The following is a 23,028-nucleotide window of genomic DNA, read 5'->3' as shown; positions in this document are numbered from 1 at the left end:
GACTTGAAATGATGTTGACCTGGAACGAATCCCCCTTCCTGATCGGTAGTCAGCATTTTTTCATGATATAAGTTGAATGAAATCATTGTGGATTGATATCTGATAGGTGCTCTTGATCCCTTCGTGTGAATCGCCATTCACACGAAGGGATCAAACAAGGTATTATTAGGAAATAATGTGAGCAAAGACTTGCCTCACACATGTTTCTGATCGACCTTTTATGAAAAAAATAATTTTTTTGAGCAAAGATATTGAAAGTCAAAAAAGGTCAGAGTATAATAAGAATCAAGGAAGGTCAAAGATAGTCAAAGTCAAAGTTGACCTTGGCCTTCATCCTACTAATTTGAAGGAGGAATTATCTATGAAATGCCAACAATGTGGTGTTCATCAAGCAACTATTAATGTAAACCTTCGAGTCAATAATCAAACAGAATCATTACATGTGTGTCAGTCATGCTTTGAAGATATTAAAAATCAAATGAAACAACCATCAGGAATGTTTGGTGGACAAGGGTTTGAAGAATTCTTCGCTGGGGGAGCAAATGGCTCTGGAACAGCCCAAGCGCAAACCCGTACTAGAAAAGGTGGCAGAGGGAATGGCCTGCTTGATCAACTAGGTAAAAATCTAACAGATGCAGCAAGATCGGGTCAGATTGATCCAGTTATTGGGCGCGATCAAGAGGTAAAACGTGTGATGGAAACCTTAAACCGCCGCAGTAAAAATAACCCTGTTCTTATCGGGGAACCTGGGGTAGGTAAAACTGCTATTGCAGAAGGTTTGGCACTAAAAGTAACAGAAGGTAGTGTGCCAGCGAAATTATTAGACAAACAAATCTATATTTTAGATGTCGCTTCGCTGGTTGCTAACACGGGAGTGCGTGGTCAATTTGAAGAGCGTATGAAGCAATTGGTTTCTGAGTTGCAAGAGCGTCAAGAAGTCATCCTATTTGTGGATGAAATTCATCTGTTGGTAGGCGCCGGCACTGCTGAGGGTTCGCAAATGGACGCAGGTAACATCCTAAAACCAGCTCTTGCTCGTGGCGAGCTGCAATTAATTGGAGCAACTACGTTAAAAGAATACCGTCAAATTGAAAAAGACGCAGCATTAGAACGTCGTTTCCAACCTATTATGGTTAAAGAGCCAACATTGGAAGAAACAGAACAAATTTTACAAGGCTTAAAAGATCGTTATCAACAATACCATCAAGTAGGTTACTCTGATGAAGTATTGAGCGCTGCCGTTCGTTTATCGAAAAGGTATATTCAAGATCGTTTCTTACCAGATAAGGCAATTGACTTGATTGATGAGGCAGGCGCACGTTTGAACTTAACTGTCAGTGAATCAGATCATGACAGTATTCAAAGTCGATTGGATGAAATTGTTAAAGAAAAAACAGAAGCAGCAGAACAAGAAGACTATGAGCGTGCTGCTAACCTTCGCCACCAAGAGATTAAACTTGAACAAAAATTGGCGGAATCTCAAGAAAAACCAAAGGCTGAAGTAACGATCGAGGACATTCAATTAATTATTGAAGAAAAAACAGGTATTCCTGTCCGCAAGATTCAGGCAGATGAACAGTCTAAAATGAAGCAGCTAGCCGACAATCTCAGCCAGAAGGTAATCGGTCAACAACATGCCGTAGATAAGGTTGCCAAAGCAGTGCGTCGTAGTAGAGCAGGACTAAAATCTAAATATCGTCCCATCGGTTCCTTCCTATTTGTTGGTCCAACAGGTGTAGGTAAAACCGAATTGACCAAGGCGTTAGCTGAAGAAATATTTGGTACCAAGGATGCGATGATTCGATTAGACATGAGTGAGTATATGGAAAAACACACGATCTCTAAAATTATCGGTTCTCCTCCTGGCTATGTAGGTCATGAAGAGGCAGGTCAATTAACCGAAAAGGTTCGTCGCAATCCATATAGCTTGCTTTTATTAGATGAAATCGAGAAGGCACATCCAGATGTACAGAATATGTTCTTACAGATTATGGAGGATGGTCACTTAACCGACAGTCATGGTCGGACAGTCAGCTTCAAGGATACCGTGATTATTATGACAAGTAATGCCGGTACCAATGTCAAAAATATTTCAGTAGGATTTAATAGTGACAACAATGAAGCTGTTTCCGTGCTAGAGCATTTAACAGATTATTTCAAAGCGGAATTCCTTAATCGTTTTGACGCGATCATTCCGTTTAATGAATTAACAGAAGCAGACTTGTTGCAGATTGTTGATTTAATGCTTGCTGAATTATCCGACCATCTTCAAGAAGCAGAACTTGAAATAACAGTAAGTGATGAAGCGAAGAAATTCCTTGCCGATAAAGGCTATGATCCACGCTTTGGTGCACGTCCATTACGTCGTGTGATCCAAGACAAAGTGGAAGATGGCATTACCGACATTATCCTAGAAGAAGATCAGGTGAACAAAGTAGAAGTCACTTTTGAGAACGAGGATATTGTGGTTAGAAACGTCTAATAGAACGATTTAATAGGGCACCCTCACGTGATGAGGGTGCTTTTAGTGTATTAAACCACTTCTTAAAACATCATCCCAGCATGAAACTGGGCAAATAGCGTATGATATACAATGAGGCTTATCTGGTATATAATTCTGAAAGTCAATCAAGATTATCCCTGAAATAAAAGGGGTAGGACAGTAATAGCACACTTTGACAGGAAAGAGGAGTCAGCAATTCATGGTCTATCAAATAAATGAATACGATCACTTAACACGAGTGATCACTTGTCCACCAATGTATATGGAAATCAGAAATATTATTAATGAAACACAGCGAAAATATCAAAAGGAAAATATCAACACCCGTTTAGCCATGCAGCAATATCAGAACTTTGTGCAAACCTTGAAAAAATTAGAGATCGAAGTGATCGAGCTAACACCATCCCCAGATTTGAATGAACAAGTTTTTACCCGTGATATTGGTTTTACGATTGATGAACATTTGTTTACTTGCAAAATGGAACAGCCGATTAGAAAAGGGGAGGTAGAGGTCCTCCAGCAGACACTCCAACAGCATGACATCGATTATCAGCCATTAACGGTTGATACGATGGAAGGTGGCGATATTGTCATTACCGATGACATCGTTTATGCTGGTAACAGTAATCGAACCACTGCCAAGGCTATTCAACACCTTCAGCAATTGCTTCCAGACAAACAAATAGTACCATTACCGATGAGAAAGGATATTCTCCATCTAGATTGTTGTTTTAACCTAGTTAGTGAAAGGGAAGGTCTCATATATGATGGTGCTTTTTCCACTGATGATGTGCGACAGCTGCATAAACGATTTGATTTAATCGAGGTGTCAGCTGAGGAACAATTCTACATGGGAACGAATGTATTATCCCTTGGTGATGGAGTCGTTATTTCTTTGCCTGAAAATAAACGAATTAATCAAAAGTTAGAGCAGAAAGGATTCCAAGTGATAGAGGTACCCTTTTCTGAGATTATCAAGTCTGGTGGTTCATTTCGTTGTTGTACGTTACCTGTTCAAAGGAAATGCTAATTTGTCTACCTTACCGTATAACAGAAAATCTGCAATTAATATAAATTTATGCTTGAAGAGACGAATGAAATTGCTTATAATAGGTAAGGTAGCCTAAAGGGGCATTAGCTCAGCGGGAGAGCATCGTGCTGGCAGCGCGAGGGTCAGCGGTTCGAATCCGCTATGCTCCATAAAAAAAGAACCTGGCAGACTTATACCCGTCTGTCAGGTTCTTTTTTTGGATAATATAGCTGTTGCTTGGCGTTGATGATTTATTAAGATCAAAATAGATGATGACCAAAATTCAGGGAGTAAGACTTATAAATGTAACAAAAACGTGTTACAAGCAAGTCTTTGCTTGCATTATTTTCTGTTAATACCTCGTTTGATCTCATCATACCGCCTAAATGGATCAAGAACACCTATCCGATATCAATCCACAATAATTTCATTCAACTTATATAGGTTGTAAATTCCAAAAAAATGAACACGCTTTCTTTCGGGAGTTACCTTACAGTCTGCTGCCAGCATCTTGGGTTTTTGCAAAAGGAATAGTAAGTAGTAACTTTATCAGTAGAGAATACATCTATTGCATTTCCACAGTTCCCACAAATGATCTGACCCATTTTTTGCGGCTGTCTTGTTTTGTACATTATCAATTCCTCCTTAGATAGTTTATTCACTAATAATGTACACTATATAATTATAAAATGCAACGCAATTATCAAAAAAGCACACTAAATAACTCGAATCTCTTTACCATAAGCTATTTTTTTATGGGCGTTATTTTTCATGCGAAACAGGGAAGTACTATAATAAGATTAAATATCTCGTTCAAGAAAGTTGGTGTTGTTATGAAGATAGGGGTGCCTAAGGAAATAAAAAGTAACGAAAATCGAGTAGGGATGACTCCTGCGATGGTCTTGATGCTTACCCAGCAAGGCCATGAGGTAGCGATGGAGACTGGAGCAGGAACAGGAAGTAGTATTGCAGACGAGGATTATCAAAAGGCCGGTGCAACCATTGTACCAACGGCAGAGCAAGCTTGGGCGCAGGAATTGGTGATTAAAGTAAAAGAGCCGCAGCCAGAAGAATTCGCATTTTTACGCGAGGATCTGGTATTATTTACTTATTTACATCTAGCTGCCGAAAAAGAAGTGACCGAGGCATTATTAGAAGCAAAAACAACTTCGGTTGCTTATGAAACGATTCAGAACCCAGATGGTAGCTTACCTTTACTAGTACCAATGAGTGAAATCGCCGGTCGAATGTCTGTACAAGTGGGTATTCGCTTTTTGGAAAAAATATATGGTGGAAAAGGTATCTTACCAGGTGGAGTTCCTGGCGTGTCACCGGCGAACGTTATGATTGTAGGTGGAGGCATTGTAGGTAGTAATGCCGCAAAGATTGCGGTTGGACTTGGTGCGAACACGACATTATTGGATATCAATATCGAGCGTCTACGACAACTTGAAGATTCCTTCCAAGGCAAGATTCATACCCTGGCTTCTAATGAATTTAACCTAAGAGAACAAGTGGAAAAAGCGGACTTGATCATCGGAGCAGTGTTGATACCTGGAGCCAAGGCACCAAAACTTGTAACAGAAGAAATGGTGCAAACGATGGAAAAAGGATCTGTCATTGTCGATGTAGCCGTCGATCAAGGAGGATCGATTGAAACCATTGATAGGATTACCACCCATCAGGATCCGATATATGTTAAACACGGAGTCAATCATTATGCTGTTGCTAATATCCCAGGCGCAGTAGCAAAAACGTCAACCTACTCACTGACTAATATGACTGCACCCTACATCCTTAAATTGGCAAACCAAGGTTTGTTAGAATATGGACGACAGGATTCAGCCTTTGCCAAGGGAATTAACACCTACCAGGGTAAGCTTACTCATGAAGCCGTTGCAGAAGCGCACGATAAACGTTTCATAGATATATCGGCTATCTTTGAATAAAAAAACTAGAGCTCATAGAAGCTCTAGTTTTTTTAAATTATTGATAAAAGGCCAATTCTTCTTCAATCGCCTTTCTGATCTTATCTAATGTTTCTTCCGGCGTTTTTCCATGGACACGTTGGTTATTCACTAATGCATAGGGCTTTAATCTGCATAACCCGCAAAAGCTTAGACAATCACTGATTAATACCGCTACTTCTGGATATTCTGATTCAATAATATGTTCTATGTCCAACGTATTCATTAAATTACTATCACAAATTTCTACGACAACGATTCCCATAGCATCACCTTCCTATGTCTTTCCTGCAAGACATCAAGAGAATCATCAGTTAAAAATAACGCTTGTTCTACGGGTTGTCAACTTATCTGTTCACTCATTATATCAATGATAAGATAACAGGTACAAGGAAGGAGACCATCACTGCGCTAATAATCATCGATAAGGCACTTACTGCTCCTTCTAATTCCCCTAGTTCCAGTGCCTTAGCAGTCCCAATCGCATGAGAGGCGGTACCGATGCTAAGACCTTTGGCGACCGGGTGTGTAATTCGACATAATCGAAGAATGGAAGGACCAAACATAGCTCCACTTATTCCTGCTACCATGACAAATACGGCGACAAGTGATATATTTCCTCCCACAGTTTCTGTAATGCTAATGGCAATCGGTGCGGTAACTGACTTGGCTGCTACCGACTGAATCAGCCAACGATCAAAGCCAAGCAATAGGCTTCCCACAGTACCGGTGATAACTCCCATTAATGAACCAGCAAATATACCGACGATAATTGGCAGAGCAAATTTTTTGATCAAGCCAAGCTGCCGATATAAAGGAATGGCTAAAGACACGACGATGGGTCCTAGAAATAAATCAATCCACTGAGCACCCATCATATAAGTGTGATAAGGAATATCGCTAATTAATAGACATAACACGATGATAACTGTCGAAAGAAAGATAGGCAGTGTAAATGGGCTTGGTTTTAGATAATAAATCTTCTTTGTGACCTGGTAAAGGATGATTGTCGTAATAATTGCAGTCAATCCAATAAAAACATCAGTCATGAGCAGCCCTCCTGTTTTTTAGCAGTTGGTCTGTTATGAGACCAGTGATAGCAATGACAAAAAGGGTGCTAATAATAACAAGAAGTACTAGTAAACTCCCTTTACCATAGAAAAAATTAATATATTGAACGACCCCTACAGTGACCGGAATAAAGAAAAAAGGTATATCCTTCAGTAGCCAATCAACTCCTGATTGTAGCCAAGTGATAGGAATAACCTGCAGACTTAACAGACTAAATAGTAATAACATGCCAATCAAACTACCCGGAATAAAAAGGGAGAAGCAACTTTGAATTAGCTGTCCAATATAATTAAAAAGGAAAAGCGTACCAATTTGTAATACCATGATTAAATACTTCACCTGCAAAACCTCCGTTATTAATCATATGCCTTTTTTGAAATGCAGGCAAGCAGCAATTTTATATAAGTAAATGTAGACTGTTTGATATAATAGGATTTGAAAAGATGATGATATTGAACGAATCGGAGTATCGAGAAGTCGGGCTATGCAAGAGTAGCTGTTCCATCTATATCCATGTAATAAAGTTGTTTGTTACAAGTTTCTACTTCGAATACAAATTCTTATTTGACGAACAAATGTTTGTTTGTTAAAATAAATAAGTGAGGTGAATAATATGCCTGAAATTGCGAAGATCTCGGCTCAAAAAAAACGCAAGGACCGCTATAATATATTTTTCCAGGAAAACGGCCAGGAATATTATGGATTTAGTGTTGGTGAAGATGTACTTATTACTTATCATTTGCACAAAGGGCTTGAGCTCACTAATGAGACAATTGAAAAAATTCAGGAGCAGGATGCAGCGCATAAGGCCTATCTTTTCTCGATAAGATACTTAAGTTATCGGATGCGTTCCGAGAAAGAAATAGCTGATTATTTGCGGAAGAAGGAGATTGACCCTGACTATATTGAGGAAGTTATCACTAGGCTGAAGAAGGAACAACTTTTAGATGACTTGGCCTTTAGTGAAGCCTTAGTAACTACTAGAATACAGACTTCCAGCAAAGGTCCGCTCATGATAAAAAAAGAATTAGCCGAAAAAGGAGTAGCTCCAACAATTATTGAACAGGCAATAACGGCTTATACTTTTGAGGAACAAACCGCTAAAGTTGAAAAATGGGTAAATAAACAATTAAAGCCTTCCAGTAAAAAATCGCACCAACAGCAGATCAATAGCACGACACAATCGCTATTACAGAAAGGATTTACTCAAGAAGTGATTTCTGTAGTGTTGGCACAAATAGCTGACCAGCGTGATCAGGGCGAAGAGTATAAAGCCGCTGTCTATCAAGGAGAAAAATTAATAGCCAAGTTCCAAAAGAAAGAATCTGGCTATATGTTAATACAGAAGGTCAAGGCAGGTTTGTATCGAAAAGGCTTTCCAGTTGATTTGATAGACCGTTTTATTGATGAGTACATAAAAGAATAATCCCTTGCACAAACATGCTAAAATAGTAGTAAGAACAATAAATGGTGGTGTAATAATGGACCGTAGATACAGTACATATACAGTAGAAGAATTGCATGCCGAAGTAGCTAGTCTGAAAGAAAAATTGCAAAAGGCGGAGCAATGGGGAAATATAAGTGAGTATGAAATTTTACAGAGGAAAATGCAAATGGCTGCTGCTTATTTGGTGAATCCAGCAGATTTTGAAAAGGGTGCGCGTTATGAATTAGCTGGAGATCCCGGACAACAATTTGAAATAACCTATATTAATGGTGTATTTGCATGGGGATATAGAATTAATTTATTAGGCCAGAAATTTGAAAAGGAAGAAGCCGTACCACTTTCCATCTTAGGAGATAAACAATGACACTATATAGGTTTCACCGATATTCCCTGAAGTATTGCAACAATTAAGATAACGTCCAGTAGGAGGATTTTATTGGTTTTTCACTAAAATAGCATAGGGACACTTAACGCAGTGATCCATTTAATGAGGAGAAGATGACGATGCAGGAAGAGATACAGAAGTTATCAGAAGAACTAAAACAGAAAGATACCTCACTCACCTTATTAGAGGCGCGAAGTTGGGTTGAATTATTGTGGGAGGATTTTGAAGCATCCCGTGCAAAGGCTGGGCGTGAGTATGAAGGGGCGGATATCACCGCAAAGTTCGTTCGTCATTTTATTGATCAGTACGGCAGTAACCTGACAGATTTTGCTACCAGATATCCCAAGTATCAGCAAATGATTGATAAAAGTAATAAAACCATTCACTAACATAAAAAAACAGGGGAAGTTATCATCCCCTGCCTTGCTCAAGCTTGATTACGCCATTTTGCTGTCCATTTTTAATTTATCTTGAAGTTTTTCCTCTGAGAAAACCCATCCTGTATAGGAGTTCATTAGACGCATGTTGTCATCAATCTGTACAATGGCGATAAAAGTATAGTGGCCTTCCTCCGATCGATAGCGTAAATCGATGAAGCGAACTTCACTAAAATCATCGTATTCACTAATTTCCCAGCGATAAATAGGGGAAAATGACAGGAATGCCGATATATTTTTATCCTGTTTAGCAGCGGTTATCAATTCATTATCCGGAACTGGAATACGCGCAAATCGGTCTTCGATGGTAATATGACCATCTCCAACTCTGCCAACATAATAATAATTGGTGGTTGTTAAGGCAACTCGCCAAATGTTTTGTTTCGTTGTGGGCGAAGTCGCAATTTGTTCCACTCCGGCAAAATTGCCATGAATAATCTTGACAATTTCACGCTTGTCGATAAAACGTTTGATGTAATACAATAAAATAATAAAGTAAATTAATAACCAAGTATATCCTGGATTCGCTCCAAGCAACCAGGCAATAATGCCAATAACATGCAAGCTGAATATATAAGGGTCGAATGTACTGATAAATCCATATGCCACCCATTTTTTTGTGAATGGCCGATATGCTTGCGTACCATAGGCATTAAATACATCGACGAACACATGTAAGATTACAGCTAGAAATGTCCATAACCACAAGTGCAGAAAATTAACTTCTGGAACAAATAAATATATAAAGGAAGATACGGATATGCCCCAAAAAAAGACGGCAGGCATCGAGTGGGTAATACCACGGTGATGCCGAATATACACCGCATTGTTTCTCAGTTTTAAAATCGTATCAAAGTCTGGTGCGTGTGATCCGATAATCGCACCAACCATTATCGAAGTAAAAAGGGTTGTATCTTGTTGTACTACTGGATCTAATGTGGCTAGTCCACCTATGGCAATGCCCATCGTAATATGTGTGGCAGTGTCCATATTAGCTGCCCCTTTCTGTATAGAACGTAATTTCATTAACTCAATCATGTTAGAAGTGGTTGTTTAAAACCCTCGAATAAATAGTTAGTTTAACTACATTTTATTTTATCATGGTACTAACATACAGTAAAATCATTGCGATTGCACTATTCGCAATAAACCAATTAAAGAAGGATGAAGCTATTGTGTCATACACGTCTACTATTAATATACCCCAATTTCAACAGGATTTAATCAACTGGTTTGAAAAGGAGCAGCGAATATTACCATGGCGGGAAAATAAAGATCCATATCGTGTTTGGGTATCAGAAATTATGCTGCAGCAGACAAAGGTTGATACTGTCATTCCTTATTTCCAACATTTTATGAAGCAGTTTCCTGATTTAGAAGCATTAGCAGAGGCGGAAGAACAACAGGTGTTAAAAGCGTGGGAGGGTTTAGGCTATTATTCGCGAGCACGTAATTTACAAACGGCAGTTAAAGAAGTTGTCAGTGAATATCGCGCACAGGTTCCCGAGACCCCAAAAGAATTAGGTGAATTAAAAGGGGTAGGTCCTTATACCAAAGGGGCAATATTAAGCATTGCCTATAACAAACCCGAACCTGCAGTTGATGGGAATGTCATGCGAGTATTATCTCGAATTTTGCGAATTGAGGAAGACATTGCTAAAGCAAAAACAAGAAAAACCTTTGAAACAGCAGTTTACCAACTTATTTCAAAAGAAAATCCGTCTGCCTTCAATCAAGGACTAATGGAACTAGGGGCATTAGTCTGTACTCCCAAAAAACCGAGTTGCCTCTTATGCCCGGTTCAACAGCATTGTTTAGCCTTTCAAGCTGGAGTGGAAGAGACCTTGCCAGTCAAGGTGAAGAAAACAAAACAGTCTACGAAGCATTATGTAGCATTTATTATAGAAGATGAAACAGGCAGGTGTGTATTGGAGCAACGTCCAAATAATGGGTTGTTAGCTCAGATGTGGCAGTTTCCGATGGTGGATACCACGACAATTGATGAACAGCACTTAGAGGCATATATACAAGAAAAATTTCAAACGAAAGTATTGCAGACAACGGAGAAAGAACCGGTGAAGCATGTGTTCTCTCATTTAATTTGGTATTTAACAGTTAAACATATAAAAATAAAAGGAACGATTAGATTACCGGCTAGGATGAAACTTCTTACCAAGAAAGAAGTAGAACAATATCCCTTACCAGTATCCCACCAAAATATTTATCGGCAATTATAATAATCCAATGTCTTTTTTAAATCATTGGATTGTTACGGACTACCTCACATAAATCCTTATCATTTTTTTGCGAATAAAAAATGACAGCTTGGGTAAATTAAATGTCGTGGAGGTGATATCAATGGCTAAACGTAACAATCAAAACAACCCAAGCAAAACAAATGCAGAAGAAGTGAAGCGCCAAAACCAACAAGCGCAACAAGGTCAAGGTCAATATGGTACTGAATTTGCGAGCGAAACAAACGCACAGGAAGTACGCAAGCAAAATCAAAAATCTGAAAATAAAAAGCAATAGTTATAAAAGCCTAAGAAAGCTTGATTCTCAGCAGCAGGGAGTCAAGCTTTCTTTTTGTTACTATACATATTCCTAATAAAATAACCCAGACAAACACCAAGCTATAATTGTATTATTTTCAATTGTAAATATTTATCGTTATAATATGAGTTACACAAAATACAGAAAGGAAAATACGTATGGACGACCTTGAACCAGGAAAGACAATACAAATACAGAGTTATAAGCACAATGGTCAGCTCCATCGTGTCTGGGATACAACAACAGTGTTAAAAGGGACAAGCCGACAGGTAATAGGTGCGAACGATAAGACATTGGTAACGGAAAGTGATGGAAGGACATGGATTACGAGGGAACCGGCTATTTGCTTTTTTCATGTAGAATATTGGTTTAATGTGATCGGCATGTTGCGTGATGATGGGATATACTATTATTGTAATATCAGTTCGCCATTTGTTTTTGAAGATGGAGCGGTAAAGTATATCGATTATGATTTGGATGTCAAAGTATTTCCAGATATGACCTATAACATATTAGATGAAGATGAATATGTCTTGCACAAAAATCAAATGAAGTATCCGGAAGTGTTGGATAAAATTCTTAGGAATAATCTTGATCAATTATTACATTGGATCAGACAAAGAAAGGGGCCATTTTCAGCAGAGTTTGTAGATCAGTGGTATGAACTGTATTTGACATACAGATAAGCAAGTAGAAAGAAAAGAGGTAGAAACTTTTGAGTAGTATAAAAAGATATTTACAATATGTCTTCCCATATAAATGGAAGATATTAGTGACGGTATTGATTGGCATTGTGAAATTCGGAATTCCGCTTTTAATGCCGTTAATCGTAAAATATGTAATGGATAATATTATCGGTGCAGAATCGATGACAACTAGTGAGAAACTATCACAGCTATTTTGGTTGATGGGAATTGCTGCATTTTTATTTGTCCTTTTAAGGCCGCCGATTGAATATTATCGGCAGTACTTGGCGCAATGGACAGGTAACAAGATTCTTTTTGATATTCGTGAGCGTTTATTTGACCATCTTCAGCGGCTAAGTTTGCAATTCTATTCGAGAACAAAGACGGGTGAGGTTATTTCCCGTGTTATTCATGACGTAGAGCAAACTAAAAACTTTGTGATGACTGGCTTGATGAATATTTGGCTAGATATGATTACCATTGTCATAGCCATCGTGATTATGCTGTTTATGGATGTATGGCTGACAGTAGTAGCAGTGGCCTTGTTTCCGCTATATGCAATTTCAGTTAAGCTGTTTTATGGGAGATTGCGTCTATTAACAAAAAATAGATCACAGGCATTGGCAGAAGTGCAAGGTCATTTACATGAACGAGTACAAGGTATTCCGGTTACTCGGAGTTTTGCGTTAGAGGATTACGAAGAAGGAGAATTTGATAAAAGAAACCAGAATTTTTTTAATAAGGCTATTGATCATACCGTTTGGAATGCGAAGACATTTGCCGTGATGAATACTATTACCGATGTAGCACCATTATTGGTAATTGGTTTTGCGGGATATTTTGCGATTACCTCTGATTTAACTTATGGTACGATGGCAGCCTTTGTCGGCTATATGGACCGTGTATACAGTCCATTGAGAAGGTTAATCAGCTCTTCCACTGTATTGGTTCAATCGATTGCCTCCATGGATCGTGTCTTTGAACTGATTGATGAGAAGTACGATATTCAAGATAAGCCGAATGCTCAACCATTAACCAATGTAAAGGGACATGTTCGTCTTGACCACGTTTCCTTCCGTTACGAAGACGAGGAAGACTTAGTGTTGAAGGATGTTTCGCTTGATGTGAAACAAGGAGAAACTATCGCTCTAGTTGGTATGAGTGGTGGAGGGAAATCCACTGTTATAAGTCTCATCCCTCGTTTTTATGATGTGACGAGCGGACGAATTTCTGTTGACGGACACGATATCCGCGATGTACAGGCACGTTCACTACGAGACAAAATTGGAATGGTGCTGCAGGACAATATTCTATTTAGTGAATCCATTGCAATGAATATTCGCATGGGGAATCCAGAGGCATCCGATGAAGAAGTGATACAAGCAGCAAAGGCAGCAAATGCCCATGAATTTATCACTGAATTAAGTAATGGTTATGATACGTTAGTTGGTGAACGAGGAGTTAAGCTGTCAGGAGGGCAGAAGCAGCGTATAGCCATTGCACGAGTCTTTTTAAAGAACCCGCCATTATTAATTTTGGATGAGGCTACATCTGCCTTGGATTTGGAAAGTGAACATTTGATTCAAGAGACATTGGATAAATTGGCTTCCGACCGCACGACATTTATCGTTGCCCACCGTTTATCAACGATTACACATGCCGATCGTATTATCTTAATTGAAAATGGAGAAATCGTTGAAGAAGGTACGCATCATCAATTAATGCAACAGCAAGGCCATTATTATAATTTATATCAAGTGCAGGAATTAGACGATTAATAAAGCAAAAGCGCCCATGGCAATTGGGCGCTTTTTTACTGTGGTTTTGTTGTTATACTGGTTTGCGTCTCTTCTTGAAATCAAACTCCATATGTTTATGAAAATTTTGATAACTATATAAGATTCGTTCAAAGTGCAAAATCTCTTTGTGATATTCCATTAAGCGCGAGGCTAGTGGTAATAAGGCAAGCCGCTCTTTGTCGTCTTTTTCATAAACTTGGATCAATGCATCCACAAGGTGTGGAATATCTGGATCGGTAATATCTTCGATCGATTTACTTGGGTTCTTTTTTATCTTACCCATCGCACTTAACAAAAGGCGCTCATGTGAATATATAAGCTTATCTAATTCATCTATGAGAACTTTACGGAATTCTTTCGGTATATGTTCCACCTTATCGTCGTATTGGTGGAAGGCCTCTAAAGTTGCTAAAGATTTTTTGGATGTATAGATCATCTGTCGAAACAAAATTAACTTACGCATCCTGGGCATACGAGCCTTTTTGCGATAAATTCGTTCTTCGCTGAATAGTAAATAGGTATTATCGATTCGATGAATTTCCGCTTGAATACGCTCAATCTCTGTACGTAAGGCAGGGTCATCCGACAAGTGCTTTGTCGATATACGCAGCCATTGCAAAATATCAGAAGTAATTTGATCAATCGACTTAAACAAACGCAGTTCGTATTTTGGCGGAAGAAACAATAAATTAATGACAAACGCCGATAAAATACCAAGTGTTAATGCAGAGAAACGAACTCCTGCAAAATGAAGTAACATCATTTCCGTAGTCTCCATCACTGCGAGAACGGCAAAGATGGCTAAGGCAATAGTATTTTCGTTTACCTTGAAATACATGAGAACCCCAATCACAATAATTACAGTAAAACCAATAACCACTGGATCATTTCCTAAACTAAAAACAACCAATGCACCAATGCCTACCCCGAAGATATTGGCATAAATTTGTTCCAGCATCGTCTGAAAGGAACGATAAATATTAGGCTGGATTGCAAAAGCGGCGGCAATACCTGCATAGGTTGCTGCTTGTATTCCCAGCAATTGTGCCACATATATAGCGACAGTAATTGCTAATCCCGTCTTTAATATCCTTGCCCCAAGCTTCAATTTGTGCACCATCCTTCCCATTTTGTCCAATAATTTTAGTATACCAGAAAGTATTAAAAAAACTGAGTATGAAAACGTTAGGCGTGTAAACACTACTTATAGTAACATATAACTCGTTGAATGGAAGGGAATAATGTGAGAGGAAAAAATTTAGGTATTATTGCATTAGCATCCATCCCATTGGTGATGACATTAGGGAATTCTATGTTGATCCCAGTGTTGCCAATTATTGAAAAAGAAATTCAAATCAGCTCCTTTCAGTCAAGTCTTTTAATTACGGTTTATTCCGTGATAGCCATCTTATTAATCCCCTTAGCAGGTTATTTGTCTGATAAGTTTGGCAGAAAGAATATATTGCTTCCCAGCTTACTTATAACGGCAATTGGTGGTCTGGTATCCGCATTAGCTGCTTGGAAAATGGCGGATCCTTTTTATGTAATCTTGGCAGGCAGATTCCTACAAGGTATGGGAGCGGCAGGTGCATTTCCTGTGGTAATTCCGACAGTAGGAGATATGTTTGAGGATGAAACAGAAGTCAGCGCTGGACTTGGTATCATTGAAACCTCTAATACATTTGGTAAAGTACTCAGCCCAATTATCGGATCCTTCTTGGCTGTTTTTATTTGGTTTTTACCTTTTGTGTTTATTCCCATTTTTTCCGCTATTGCCATCGTGATGGTTTGGTTTTTATTAGACGCACCCAAACGAGCAGATGACAAAAAGAAGCAATCGTTTAAAGAGTTTTTACAGTGTATCCGTCAGGTTTTCCGTGATAATGGCAGGTGGCTTATTGGTACTTTTGTAATTGGGGCGATTAATATGTTTATTTTGTTTGCCTTTTTATTTCATTTTTCCTCCTTATTAGAAAAACAATATCAATTAGCTGGTGTCTTGAAGGGATTAGTGCTTGCCATACCATTATTATTCCTTTGTATCGCATCCTATGTCACAGGAAAAAAGATTGGTAAAAATAAATTGGTGATGAAATGGACGATCTTAACGGCTAATGTCATTAGCTTAGTCCCACTCTTATGGGTGAAGGATGATCTGCGTTTGACGTATCTTTCTCTGTTATTAGCAATTGCAGGTATTGGAATCGGTATTTCCTTGCCAGTACTTGATTCCCTTATTACAGAAGGAGTAGAGAAAGATATACGTGGCACCGTTACTGCTTTATATAGCAGCATGCGATTTCTTGGTGTTGCAGCAGGTCCTTTTATTATGGCTATCCTGATGGAAAAGGGGAACAGTTGGATGTATTATGTTTTGGCAGGGGCAGCTGCTGTAACCATCCTTCTTACGTTAACTGCCATTCGTCCCAGTCGAGAAGAAGCCACATAAAGGAGGCTGATCATGATAGCGATCAGCCTTCTTCTCTTCCTATTTCATCATAGAAAATGCATAGTCGATGCAGGCGATGGTATGATAAATATTTTCCTCTGTATGGGCAGTTGTTATAAACCAAGCCTCATACTTAGAGGGAGCCAAATTAATACCTTGTTGTAGCATTAATTTAAAGAACTGACCAAACCGTTCTCCGTCACTATTTTCTGCTTGACGATAATTGGTAACCTTTTCCCCTGTGAAATAAAGGGTAAGCGCACCTTTCAATCGATTAACCGAAATCGTTATATCATGTTTAGTAGCAGCTTCATACATACCATTCTCTAATAATGCACCCAATCTATCCAATTCTTGATAAATACCAGCTTGTTCTAATACTTCCAAACATGCGATTCCAGCAGACATCGAAGCAGGGTTTCCTGACATCGTGCCGGCCTGATATGCAGGACCAAGTGGTGCAACTTGCTCCATGATTTCCTTTTTACCACCATAGGCCCCGATTGGTAAACCACCGCCAATGATTTTACCAAAGGCTGTCATATCAGGTTCAACGCCTACTAGCTGTTGTGCGGATCCGTATGTGAAACGGAAGGCAGTAATCACTTCATCATAGATAACAAGGGATCCATTGTCATGGGCAAAGTCGTTCACTGCTTGTAGAAAACCATCTTTAGGTTCAACAATCCCAAAATTCCCTACGATCGGTTCGACTAATACAGCAGCAACTTGATCTCCCCAGTGTGCTAACGCCTCTTGTAAAGCAGCTAAATCATTAAAAGGTACTGTTATGACCTCTTGAGCAGTTGCTTTGGTCACACCAGCAGAATCAGGATTTCCTAGTGTGGATGGTCCAGAGCCGGCTTGTACCAACACTGAATCAAAGTGGCCGTGGTAACACCCAGCAAACTTGATGATTTTTTCTCGTCCGGTATAGGCACGTGCAACACGGACAGTGGTCATGACGGCCTCTGTGCCTGAATTAACAAAGCGTACTTTATCGAGAGAAGGAATCGCCGACTTTAATTTCTGTGCAAAAATATTTTCCAACTTGGTAGGTGTACCGAATAAAACACCATTTTCTGCAGCAGATTGGATCGCCTTAGTGATGTGAGGATGGGCATGACCAGTAATGATCGGACCATAGGCACCAAGGTAATCGATATATTGATTGCCATCAACATCCCAAAAATAAGCACCTTGTCCCTTCTCCATGTATACGGGTGAACCACCCCCAACTCCCTTAAATGCTCGGGAAGGGGAGTTGACTCCTCCAACAATATGTTCTTGAGCTTCTTTATGTAAAGCCTTTGAATTTGTGAATTGCATAACATAAACCTCCGCTAATTCTTAAATTAATAAGGTGCGTTATTATTATAACATTTAGTGCAAAAGTGGTAAAAGATAGATGTATATTAGTTGAGTGTTTGCCTGTTTTCCGATACCCTAGAAGTATTAAGAAGTAATGGAGGGATCTGTAATGACAGTAGAAGTCGGTCAAGCCGTTCAAGACTTTGAACTAATTAATAATAAAGGAGACAAGGTACAACTTTCAGATTATAAAGGAAGTCATATTGTTCTCTATTTTTATCCCAAAGACGATACGCCAGGTTGTACAACGGAGGCTTGTGATTTCCGTGATAACCATGAGAGCTTTCAGGAATTGGACGCGGTTATCCTTGGGATCAGCCCAGATTCAGAGGAGAGCCATAAGAAGTTCATCGATAAACATGACCTTCCCTTTGAATTGTTAGTAGACGAGGACAAACAAGTAGCCGAACAATTTGGTGTTTGGCAGCTTAAGAAAAAATTCGGGAATGAATCAATGGGAATTGTCCGCTCTACTTTTATTATTGATAAAGAGGGCGTTCTACGAAAAGAATTCCGCAATATTCAGGTGAAAGGGCACGTAGACAAGGCGTTAAATTATATACGTGAAGAATTATCATAAAATAAAGGGTGTGGGCCTATAGCTCGCGCCCTTTATTTTACATATTTTTGATAAAAAGGAGGAAAAGCATGCGCATCTACACAAGATCAGGTGATAAAGGAGAAACATCATTAATTTACGGGAAAAGAGTACCCAAAAACCATTTACGAGTAGAGGCATACGGTACTTGTGATGAGGTGAATGCAGTTATTGGCCAGGCTGTCAGCAGTTTAGATCAGGAAAACTTCTCAAACAAGCAGCACCTAATAAATGAACTTTTACAGATACAAACCATTTTATTTCATGTAGGCTCCGAGCTGGCGACACCTACAGATAAAGAAGTAACGTGGCAGTTAACACAAAATCATCTCGAACAGTTGGAAAGGCAGATAGATCATTGGCAATCCTATCTTCCAGAACTGCGTCAGTTTATTTTACCAGGAGGTCATATGGCAGCAAGTATACTGCAGTATGGCAGGACAGTAACGCGCCGTGCCGAGCGATTGGCGGTAGGCTTGAAGGAAGAGTTGGCGGATTCATTGGCAATTACTTATTTAAATAGACTGTCGGACTATTTATTTGTGGTTGCGCGTTTGGTGAATCACCAATTACAAGTGGCAGAGATCCCATTGAAAATCGATATTTAGAGGTAATAAAAGGCTATTTTCGCATCTTTGGCACAAAGAATTCATAAAAATCAGTTTGGACAAGTATACTTGCATTGACAGAATATCAGTAAAAGGAGTACACTAATTATAAGAATTATAAAGTAATAATTGTATTAATACTGGTGCTATTGTAATCTGGTATTATATAGAGAAGTTTTACAATTATGCAGTAGAAAGTGAGGTGCATGGCGGTGTCTGATCATAAGTTGCAAGAGGCTGTAGATAAGTTGAAATCTTCTGGTGTTCGAATCACGCCTCAACGTCATGCGGTGTTGGAATATTTGTTGAATGCGGACACACACCCAACTGCTGACGAAATCTATAAGGCATTGGAAGGTAAATTTCCGAACATGAGCGTAGCCACTGTCTATAATAATTTGCGGGTATTTCGTGAAATCGGTCTGGTCAGAGAACTCACGTATGGTGACTCTTCCAGTCGATTTGATTGTGATACATCTGATCATTATCATATTATATGTGAGACTTGTGGCAAGATTGTTGATTTTCAATATCCAAGTCTAGATGAAGTTGAAGCCTTGGCTGAGCAGATTACTGGATTTGAAGTCACCCATCATCGGATGGAAGTGTACGGGGTATGTCACGCATGTAAAAAAGAAAATAATAAAGCCATTTAATGCGCACACACACGAGCGTTTCACCAACTCGTGTGTGTTTTTGTGAGTAGGATAAATGAAATGTTCAGGTTAGTGGTGATCAAATACTACGGCAGTGATTTTAAGCATTGCCATACTAAAAGCTAATAGTAGTCCTAGATCTCCTTCACATTTACCTTCTTTTATTATATTTTTCATCGAATTCTTTACCTTCTAGATCCTTATCCAAGGTGAGTGGCTGCTTACAGTGCATGCAGGCATCCACACGACCAAGCATTTTGGTAGGTTTGTTACAGTTGGGACAGATAATTTTGACCGCCCTTGTCGAAAGCATACCGATCCAAAAATATATAACCGTACTTAATACAATAGATATTGTACCAAGTATCATGAGTAATAGCATCAGCCACTCTATGTTTCTAAACAACAAACCGGCATACATAATAACAAATCCAATAAAAACCAAGGCTAATGCAACGGTTCGAATTCTATTTATCTTATTACGATAGTTAATTTCCGCCATCTTTCTTCCTCCAACAAATAAATTAATTCCTGAATGGTAGTATAGCATAAAGCAGATGAAAATGCTTGTAAGTCAGCACCTGATTCAAGTAAAATCGGTTTAGATAATTTGTACTTAGGGAAAAAGTTTAAGAATAATAAGGCTGAAACACCATTAAGGGGGAGAACTACTTGGAGGATATACTACGTCCGATTTATCAAGAAAGAGCTAGCAACCGTAATACACTAGGCATATTAGTTATGGAGAAGAAAAATGCTGTCAGCCCTGAGACAGATAATTTTGATTCCATTTTATTGGTTATTGTAAAGGACTTTGAAGATAATTGGCTTGTGAAGCATTATGAATATGGAGAAAAATCAGCCGCTCTTCATATCGTGGATCAACACCAATTAGAGTCATGGATCAAGAATAGTACCTATAAGAGAGTGATAGAATGGGTTCTTGAGGGAAGAATAATTTATGATCGCAATGAGTATGTAGCAGACTTAAAAGAAAACCTTCAAACTTTTCCAGACGATCATAGAAGTCTGCGATTAACCATGGAATTCTCCAAGTTAACTCGAGGTTACAATGAATCAAGGCATCTATATGAGACTGGTAATTATTTAGACGCTTATAGCAGGTTGTTGCGCTCATTACATTATTTAGGAAGAATGGCCATTTTAGAGAAGGGTTATCACCCGGAAGTAGTGGTTTGGAATCAAGTGAAGCGGATTGATTTAGAGGTTTACCAAATCTATGAAAAACTTATCAAAAGTACAGAAGATATAGAGGATAAGATCAAACAAGCTTTAAATGATATTGATATATCCCTGACCAAGCGAACAGAACGATGTGCGGAGCATTTATTACAAGTAATGCGGACGCGTCAATCATCTTGGGGATTTGGCGAGTTAAAAATTCATCCAGAGGTATCTCCGTATGTCTATGATTTGGTTGGAATTATCGAATACTTAGTTTCTCAAAATATTGTGAATGTCGTACTGGAAGAGACTAAAAGTACCGCTGTTAAGCATCGGAAATATCAGGTGATTAACCTTTGATGGAACAACGTACTTAGCAGGCTATTATCTTGTATATAAAAAAGTTGTTGACATTAATATTGTAGCCATGGTATATTATTAGACGTCGCTGAAACGGGAAAGCAAACAACGGATTTATCAATAAAATAATTATTGAATAAAGTTGTTGACATTAACCAGCATAAGCGATATAATATAAAAGCTGTCGAAAAAAGCAGCCAAAACATTGATCATTGAAAACTGAACAAAACAACCAGTATGTGTAAGAAGAAAAGCAAAAAGCTAGCTTGTCAAAAGCGAGCACAAGTACAAACTATATTGAGAGTTTGATCTTGGCTCAGGACGAACGCTGGCGGCGTGCCTAATACATGCAAGTCGAGCGCGGGAAGGCAGCGGAACTCTTCGGAGGGAAGGTGCTGGAACGAGCGGCGGACGGGTGAGTAACACGTGGGCAACCTGCCTGTAAGACGGGGATAACTTCGGGAAACCGGAGCTAATACCCGATACCCCCTTATTTTCACCTGAAGAGAAGGGAAAAGATGGCCTCCGGCTATCACTTACAGATGGGCCCGCGGCGCATTAGCTAGTTGGTAAGGTAATGGCTTACCAAGGCGACGATGCGTAGCCGACCTGAGAGGGTGATCGGCCACACTGGGACTGAGACACGGCCCAGACTCCTACGGGAGGCAGCAGTAGGGAATCTTCCGCAATGGACGAAAGTCTGACGGAGCAACGCCGCGTGAACGAAGAAGGTTTTCGGATCGTAAAGTTCTGTTGTTAGGGAAGAACAAGTACCGTTCGAATAGGGCGGTACCTTGACGGTACCTATCGAGGAAGCCCCGGCTAACTACGTGCCAGCAGCCGCGGTAATACGTAGGGGGCAAGCGTTGTCCGGAATTATTGGGCGTAAAGCGCGCGCAGGCGGTTCTTTAAGTCTGATGTGAAATCTTGTGGCTCAACCACAAGCGGTCATTGGAAACTGGGGAACTTGAGTACAGAAGAGGAGAGCGGAATTCCACGTGTAGCGGTGAAATGCGTAGAGATGTGGAGGAACACCAGTGGCGAAGGCGGCTCTCTGGTCTGTAACTGACGCTGAGGTGCGAAAGCGTGGGGAGCGAACAGGATTAGATACCCTGGTAGTCCACGCCGTAAACGATGAGTGCTAGGTGTTAGGGGGTTTCCGCCCCTTAGTGCTGCAGTTAACGCATTAAGCACTCCGCCTGGGGAGTACGGCCGCAAGGCTGAAACTCAAAAGAATTGACGGGGGCCCGCACAAGCGGTGGAGCATGTGGTTTAATTCGAAGCAACGCGAAGAACCTTACCAGGTCTTGACATCTTTGGATGTCTCTAGAGATAGGGAGTTCCCTTCGGGGACCAAATGACAGGTGGTGCATGGTTGTCGTCAGCTCGTGTCGTGAGATGTTGGGTTAAGTCCCGCAACGAGCGCAACCCTTAATCTTAGTTGCCAGCATTCAGTTGGGCACTCTAAGGTGACTGCCGGTGACAAACCGGAGGAAGGTGGGGATGACGTCAAATCATCATGCCCCTTATGACCTGGGCTACACACGTGCTACAATGGATGGTACAAAGGGCAGCGAAGCCGCAAGGTGAAGCCAATCTCATAAAACCATTCTCAGTTCGGATTGCAGGCTGCAACTCGCCTGCATGAAGCCGGAATCGCTAGTAATCGTGGATCAGCATGCCACGGTGAATACGTTCCCGGGCCTTGTACACACCGCCCGTCACACCACGAGAGTTGGCAACACCCGAAGTCGGTGGGGTAACCAATTGGAGCCAGCCGCCGAAGGTGGGGCCAATGATTGGGGTGAAGTCGTAACAAGGTAGCCGTATCGGAAGGTGCGGCTGGATCACCTCCTTTCTAAGGATAGAACGGAACACCTCTTACGAGGTGCCACATACTAGGTTGTTTGGTTCAGTTTTGAG

The 23,028-nt window shown here is 39.9% G+C and carries 23 protein-coding genes, 1 tRNA gene and 1 rRNA gene; 17 read left to right on the top strand and 8 right to left on the bottom strand.

Going from position 1 to position 23,028, the window contains the following annotated elements:
* Positions 1–361: 361 nt before the first annotated feature.
* From BN6556_RS00675 to BN6556_RS00665, 3 genes are all read left to right on the top strand, one after another.
* Complete coding sequence (locus BN6556_RS00675) at positions 362–2,482, top strand: ATP-dependent Clp protease ATP-binding subunit (RefSeq protein ID WP_066185842.1); 2,121 nt, start codon at positions 362–364, stop codon at positions 2,480–2,482.
* Between the two features lie 220 nt (positions 2,483–2,702).
* The gene (locus BN6556_RS00670; protein ID WP_066185839.1) at positions 2,703–3,533 is read left to right on the top strand and encodes a dimethylarginine dimethylaminohydrolase family protein; all 831 of its coding nucleotides are present in this window, start codon (positions 2,703–2,705) and stop codon (positions 3,531–3,533) included.
* A 98-nt stretch (positions 3,534–3,631) separates the two neighbouring features.
* A tRNA-Ala gene (locus BN6556_RS00665) sits at positions 3,632–3,703 on the top strand.
* A gap of 315 nt (positions 3,704–4,018) precedes the next feature.
* Here BN6556_RS00665 and BN6556_RS21425 read toward each other — a convergent pair.
* Positions 4,019–4,138, bottom strand: coding sequence for a GapA-binding peptide SR1P (locus BN6556_RS21425; protein WP_148436631.1), 120 nt, complete (start codon positions 4,136–4,138; stop codon positions 4,019–4,021).
* A 228-nt stretch (positions 4,139–4,366) separates the two neighbouring features.
* Here BN6556_RS21425 and ald point away from each other — a divergent pair, with 228 nt between their 5' ends.
* Positions 4,367–5,482 (top strand): alanine dehydrogenase, encoded by a 1,116-nt coding sequence (ald, locus tag BN6556_RS00660; RefSeq protein WP_066185836.1) that lies wholly within the window; start codon positions 4,367–4,369, stop codon positions 5,480–5,482.
* Positions 5,483–5,519: 37 nt separating this feature from the next.
* On the opposite strand, the gene BN6556_RS00655 is transcribed toward ald, so the two are convergent.
* The 3 genes from BN6556_RS00655 to BN6556_RS00645 form a co-directional block, all read right to left on the bottom strand.
* Positions 5,520–5,765: a DUF1450 domain-containing protein gene (locus BN6556_RS00655; RefSeq protein WP_066185833.1), complete on the bottom strand. Its 246-nt coding sequence runs from the start codon at positions 5,763–5,765 to the stop codon at positions 5,520–5,522.
* A gap of 97 nt (positions 5,766–5,862) precedes the next feature.
* The gene (locus tag BN6556_RS00650) at positions 5,863–6,549 is read right to left on the bottom strand and encodes an LrgB family protein (protein ID WP_066185831.1); all 687 of its coding nucleotides are present in this window, start codon (positions 6,547–6,549) and stop codon (positions 5,863–5,865) included.
* Positions 6,542–6,910 (bottom strand): CidA/LrgA family protein, encoded by a 369-nt coding sequence (locus tag BN6556_RS00645; RefSeq protein ID WP_066185828.1) that lies wholly within the window; start codon positions 6,908–6,910, stop codon positions 6,542–6,544. The genes BN6556_RS00650 and BN6556_RS00645 overlap by 8 nt, the downstream gene beginning before the upstream one ends.
* 274 nt (positions 6,911–7,184) lie before the next feature.
* Here BN6556_RS00645 and recX point away from each other — a divergent pair, with 274 nt between their 5' ends.
* The 3 genes from recX to BN6556_RS00630 all read left to right on the top strand — a co-directional run bounded on the left by recX (position 7,185) and on the right by BN6556_RS00630 (position 8,792).
* The gene (gene recX / locus BN6556_RS00640) at positions 7,185–7,997 is read left to right on the top strand and encodes a recombination regulator RecX (protein WP_066185826.1); all 813 of its coding nucleotides are present in this window, start codon (positions 7,185–7,187) and stop codon (positions 7,995–7,997) included.
* 55 nt (positions 7,998–8,052) lie between these two features.
* On the top strand, positions 8,053–8,382 hold the full coding sequence (locus BN6556_RS00635) for a YfhH family protein (RefSeq protein WP_066185824.1): 330 nt from the start codon (positions 8,053–8,055) through the stop codon (positions 8,380–8,382).
* Positions 8,383–8,522: 140 nt separating this feature from the next.
* Complete coding sequence (locus BN6556_RS00630; RefSeq protein WP_066185822.1) at positions 8,523–8,792, top strand: YfhJ family protein; 270 nt, start codon at positions 8,523–8,525, stop codon at positions 8,790–8,792.
* A 48-nt stretch (positions 8,793–8,840) separates the two neighbouring features.
* On the opposite strand, the gene BN6556_RS00625 is transcribed toward BN6556_RS00630, so the two are convergent.
* A complete protein-coding gene (locus tag BN6556_RS00625) occupies positions 8,841–9,830 on the bottom strand; it encodes a metal-dependent hydrolase (RefSeq protein ID WP_066185819.1) in 990 nt (329 codons plus the stop codon).
* Between the two features lie 185 nt (positions 9,831–10,015).
* Here BN6556_RS00625 and mutY point away from each other — a divergent pair, with 185 nt between their 5' ends.
* From mutY to BN6556_RS00605, 4 genes are all read left to right on the top strand, one after another.
* Complete coding sequence (gene mutY, locus BN6556_RS00620; protein WP_066185815.1) at positions 10,016–11,077, top strand: A/G-specific adenine glycosylase; 1,062 nt, start codon at positions 10,016–10,018, stop codon at positions 11,075–11,077.
* A 121-nt stretch (positions 11,078–11,198) separates the two neighbouring features.
* The gene (locus BN6556_RS00615; RefSeq protein ID WP_066185812.1) at positions 11,199–11,372 is read left to right on the top strand and encodes a gamma-type small acid-soluble spore protein; all 174 of its coding nucleotides are present in this window, start codon (positions 11,199–11,201) and stop codon (positions 11,370–11,372) included.
* 179 nt (positions 11,373–11,551) lie between these two features.
* On the top strand, positions 11,552–12,079 hold the full coding sequence (gene ntdP / locus BN6556_RS00610; protein WP_066185809.1) for a nucleoside tri-diphosphate phosphatase: 528 nt from the start codon (positions 11,552–11,554) through the stop codon (positions 12,077–12,079).
* A 29-nt stretch (positions 12,080–12,108) separates the two neighbouring features.
* Positions 12,109–13,857 carry an ABC transporter ATP-binding protein gene (locus tag BN6556_RS00605; RefSeq protein ID WP_066185807.1) on the top strand — a complete coding sequence of 583 codons (1,749 nt, stop codon included), beginning with the start codon at positions 12,109–12,111 and terminating at the stop codon, positions 13,855–13,857.
* Between the two features lie 52 nt (positions 13,858–13,909).
* Here BN6556_RS00605 and BN6556_RS00600 read toward each other — a convergent pair whose 3' ends face one another.
* Entirely contained in the window at positions 13,910–14,998 is a 1,089-nt protein-coding gene (locus BN6556_RS00600; RefSeq protein ID WP_235817421.1) for an FUSC family protein, read from the bottom strand.
* Positions 14,999–15,121: 123 nt separating this feature from the next.
* On the opposite strand from BN6556_RS00600, the gene BN6556_RS00595 reads away from it, so the two are divergent.
* Positions 15,122–16,327, top strand: a complete 1,206-nt coding sequence (locus BN6556_RS00595) for an MFS transporter (protein WP_286171961.1) — start codon at positions 15,122–15,124, stop codon at positions 16,325–16,327.
* A gap of 39 nt (positions 16,328–16,366) precedes the next feature.
* Here BN6556_RS00595 and BN6556_RS00590 read toward each other — a convergent pair whose 3' ends face one another.
* Positions 16,367–17,656 (bottom strand): glutamate-1-semialdehyde 2,1-aminomutase, encoded by a 1,290-nt coding sequence (locus BN6556_RS00590; protein WP_066185798.1) that lies wholly within the window; start codon positions 17,654–17,656, stop codon positions 16,367–16,369.
* Between the two features lie 151 nt (positions 17,657–17,807).
* Here BN6556_RS00590 and bcp point away from each other — a divergent pair, with 151 nt between their 5' ends.
* The 3 genes from bcp (at position 17,808) to perR (ending at position 19,560) form a co-directional block, all read left to right on the top strand.
* The gene (gene bcp / locus BN6556_RS00585) at positions 17,808–18,278 is read left to right on the top strand and encodes a thioredoxin-dependent thiol peroxidase (protein ID WP_066185795.1); all 471 of its coding nucleotides are present in this window, start codon (positions 17,808–17,810) and stop codon (positions 18,276–18,278) included.
* Positions 18,279–18,346: 68 nt separating this feature from the next.
* Positions 18,347–18,904, top strand: a complete 558-nt coding sequence (locus BN6556_RS00580; protein WP_066185792.1) for a cob(I)yrinic acid a,c-diamide adenosyltransferase — start codon at positions 18,347–18,349, stop codon at positions 18,902–18,904.
* Between the two features lie 206 nt (positions 18,905–19,110).
* Positions 19,111–19,560, top strand: a complete 450-nt coding sequence (gene perR, locus BN6556_RS00575; protein WP_066185787.1) for a peroxide-responsive transcriptional repressor PerR — start codon at positions 19,111–19,113, stop codon at positions 19,558–19,560.
* A gap of 151 nt (positions 19,561–19,711) precedes the next feature.
* Here the strand turns inward: perR and BN6556_RS00570 are convergent, their stop codons facing one another.
* Entirely contained in the window at positions 19,712–20,062 is a 351-nt protein-coding gene (locus BN6556_RS00570; protein WP_066185785.1) for a YgzB family protein, read from the bottom strand.
* Positions 20,063–20,232: 170 nt separating this feature from the next.
* Between BN6556_RS00570 and BN6556_RS00565 the strand changes: the two genes are divergently transcribed.
* A complete protein-coding gene (locus tag BN6556_RS00565; RefSeq protein WP_066185782.1) occupies positions 20,233–21,105 on the top strand; it encodes a nucleotidyltransferase-like protein in 873 nt (290 codons plus the stop codon).
* A 293-nt stretch (positions 21,106–21,398) separates the two neighbouring features.
* A 16S ribosomal RNA gene (locus BN6556_RS00560) occupies positions 21,399–22,963 on the top strand.
* Positions 22,964–23,028: the final 65 nt, after the last annotated feature.

It is taken from the genome of Gracilibacillus timonensis, assembly GCF_900086715.1.
Taxonomy (GTDB): domain Bacteria; phylum Bacillota; class Bacilli; order Bacillales; family Amphibacillaceae; genus Gracilibacillus; species Gracilibacillus timonensis.
This window is presented reverse-complemented; position numbering and strand designations above follow the sequence as displayed.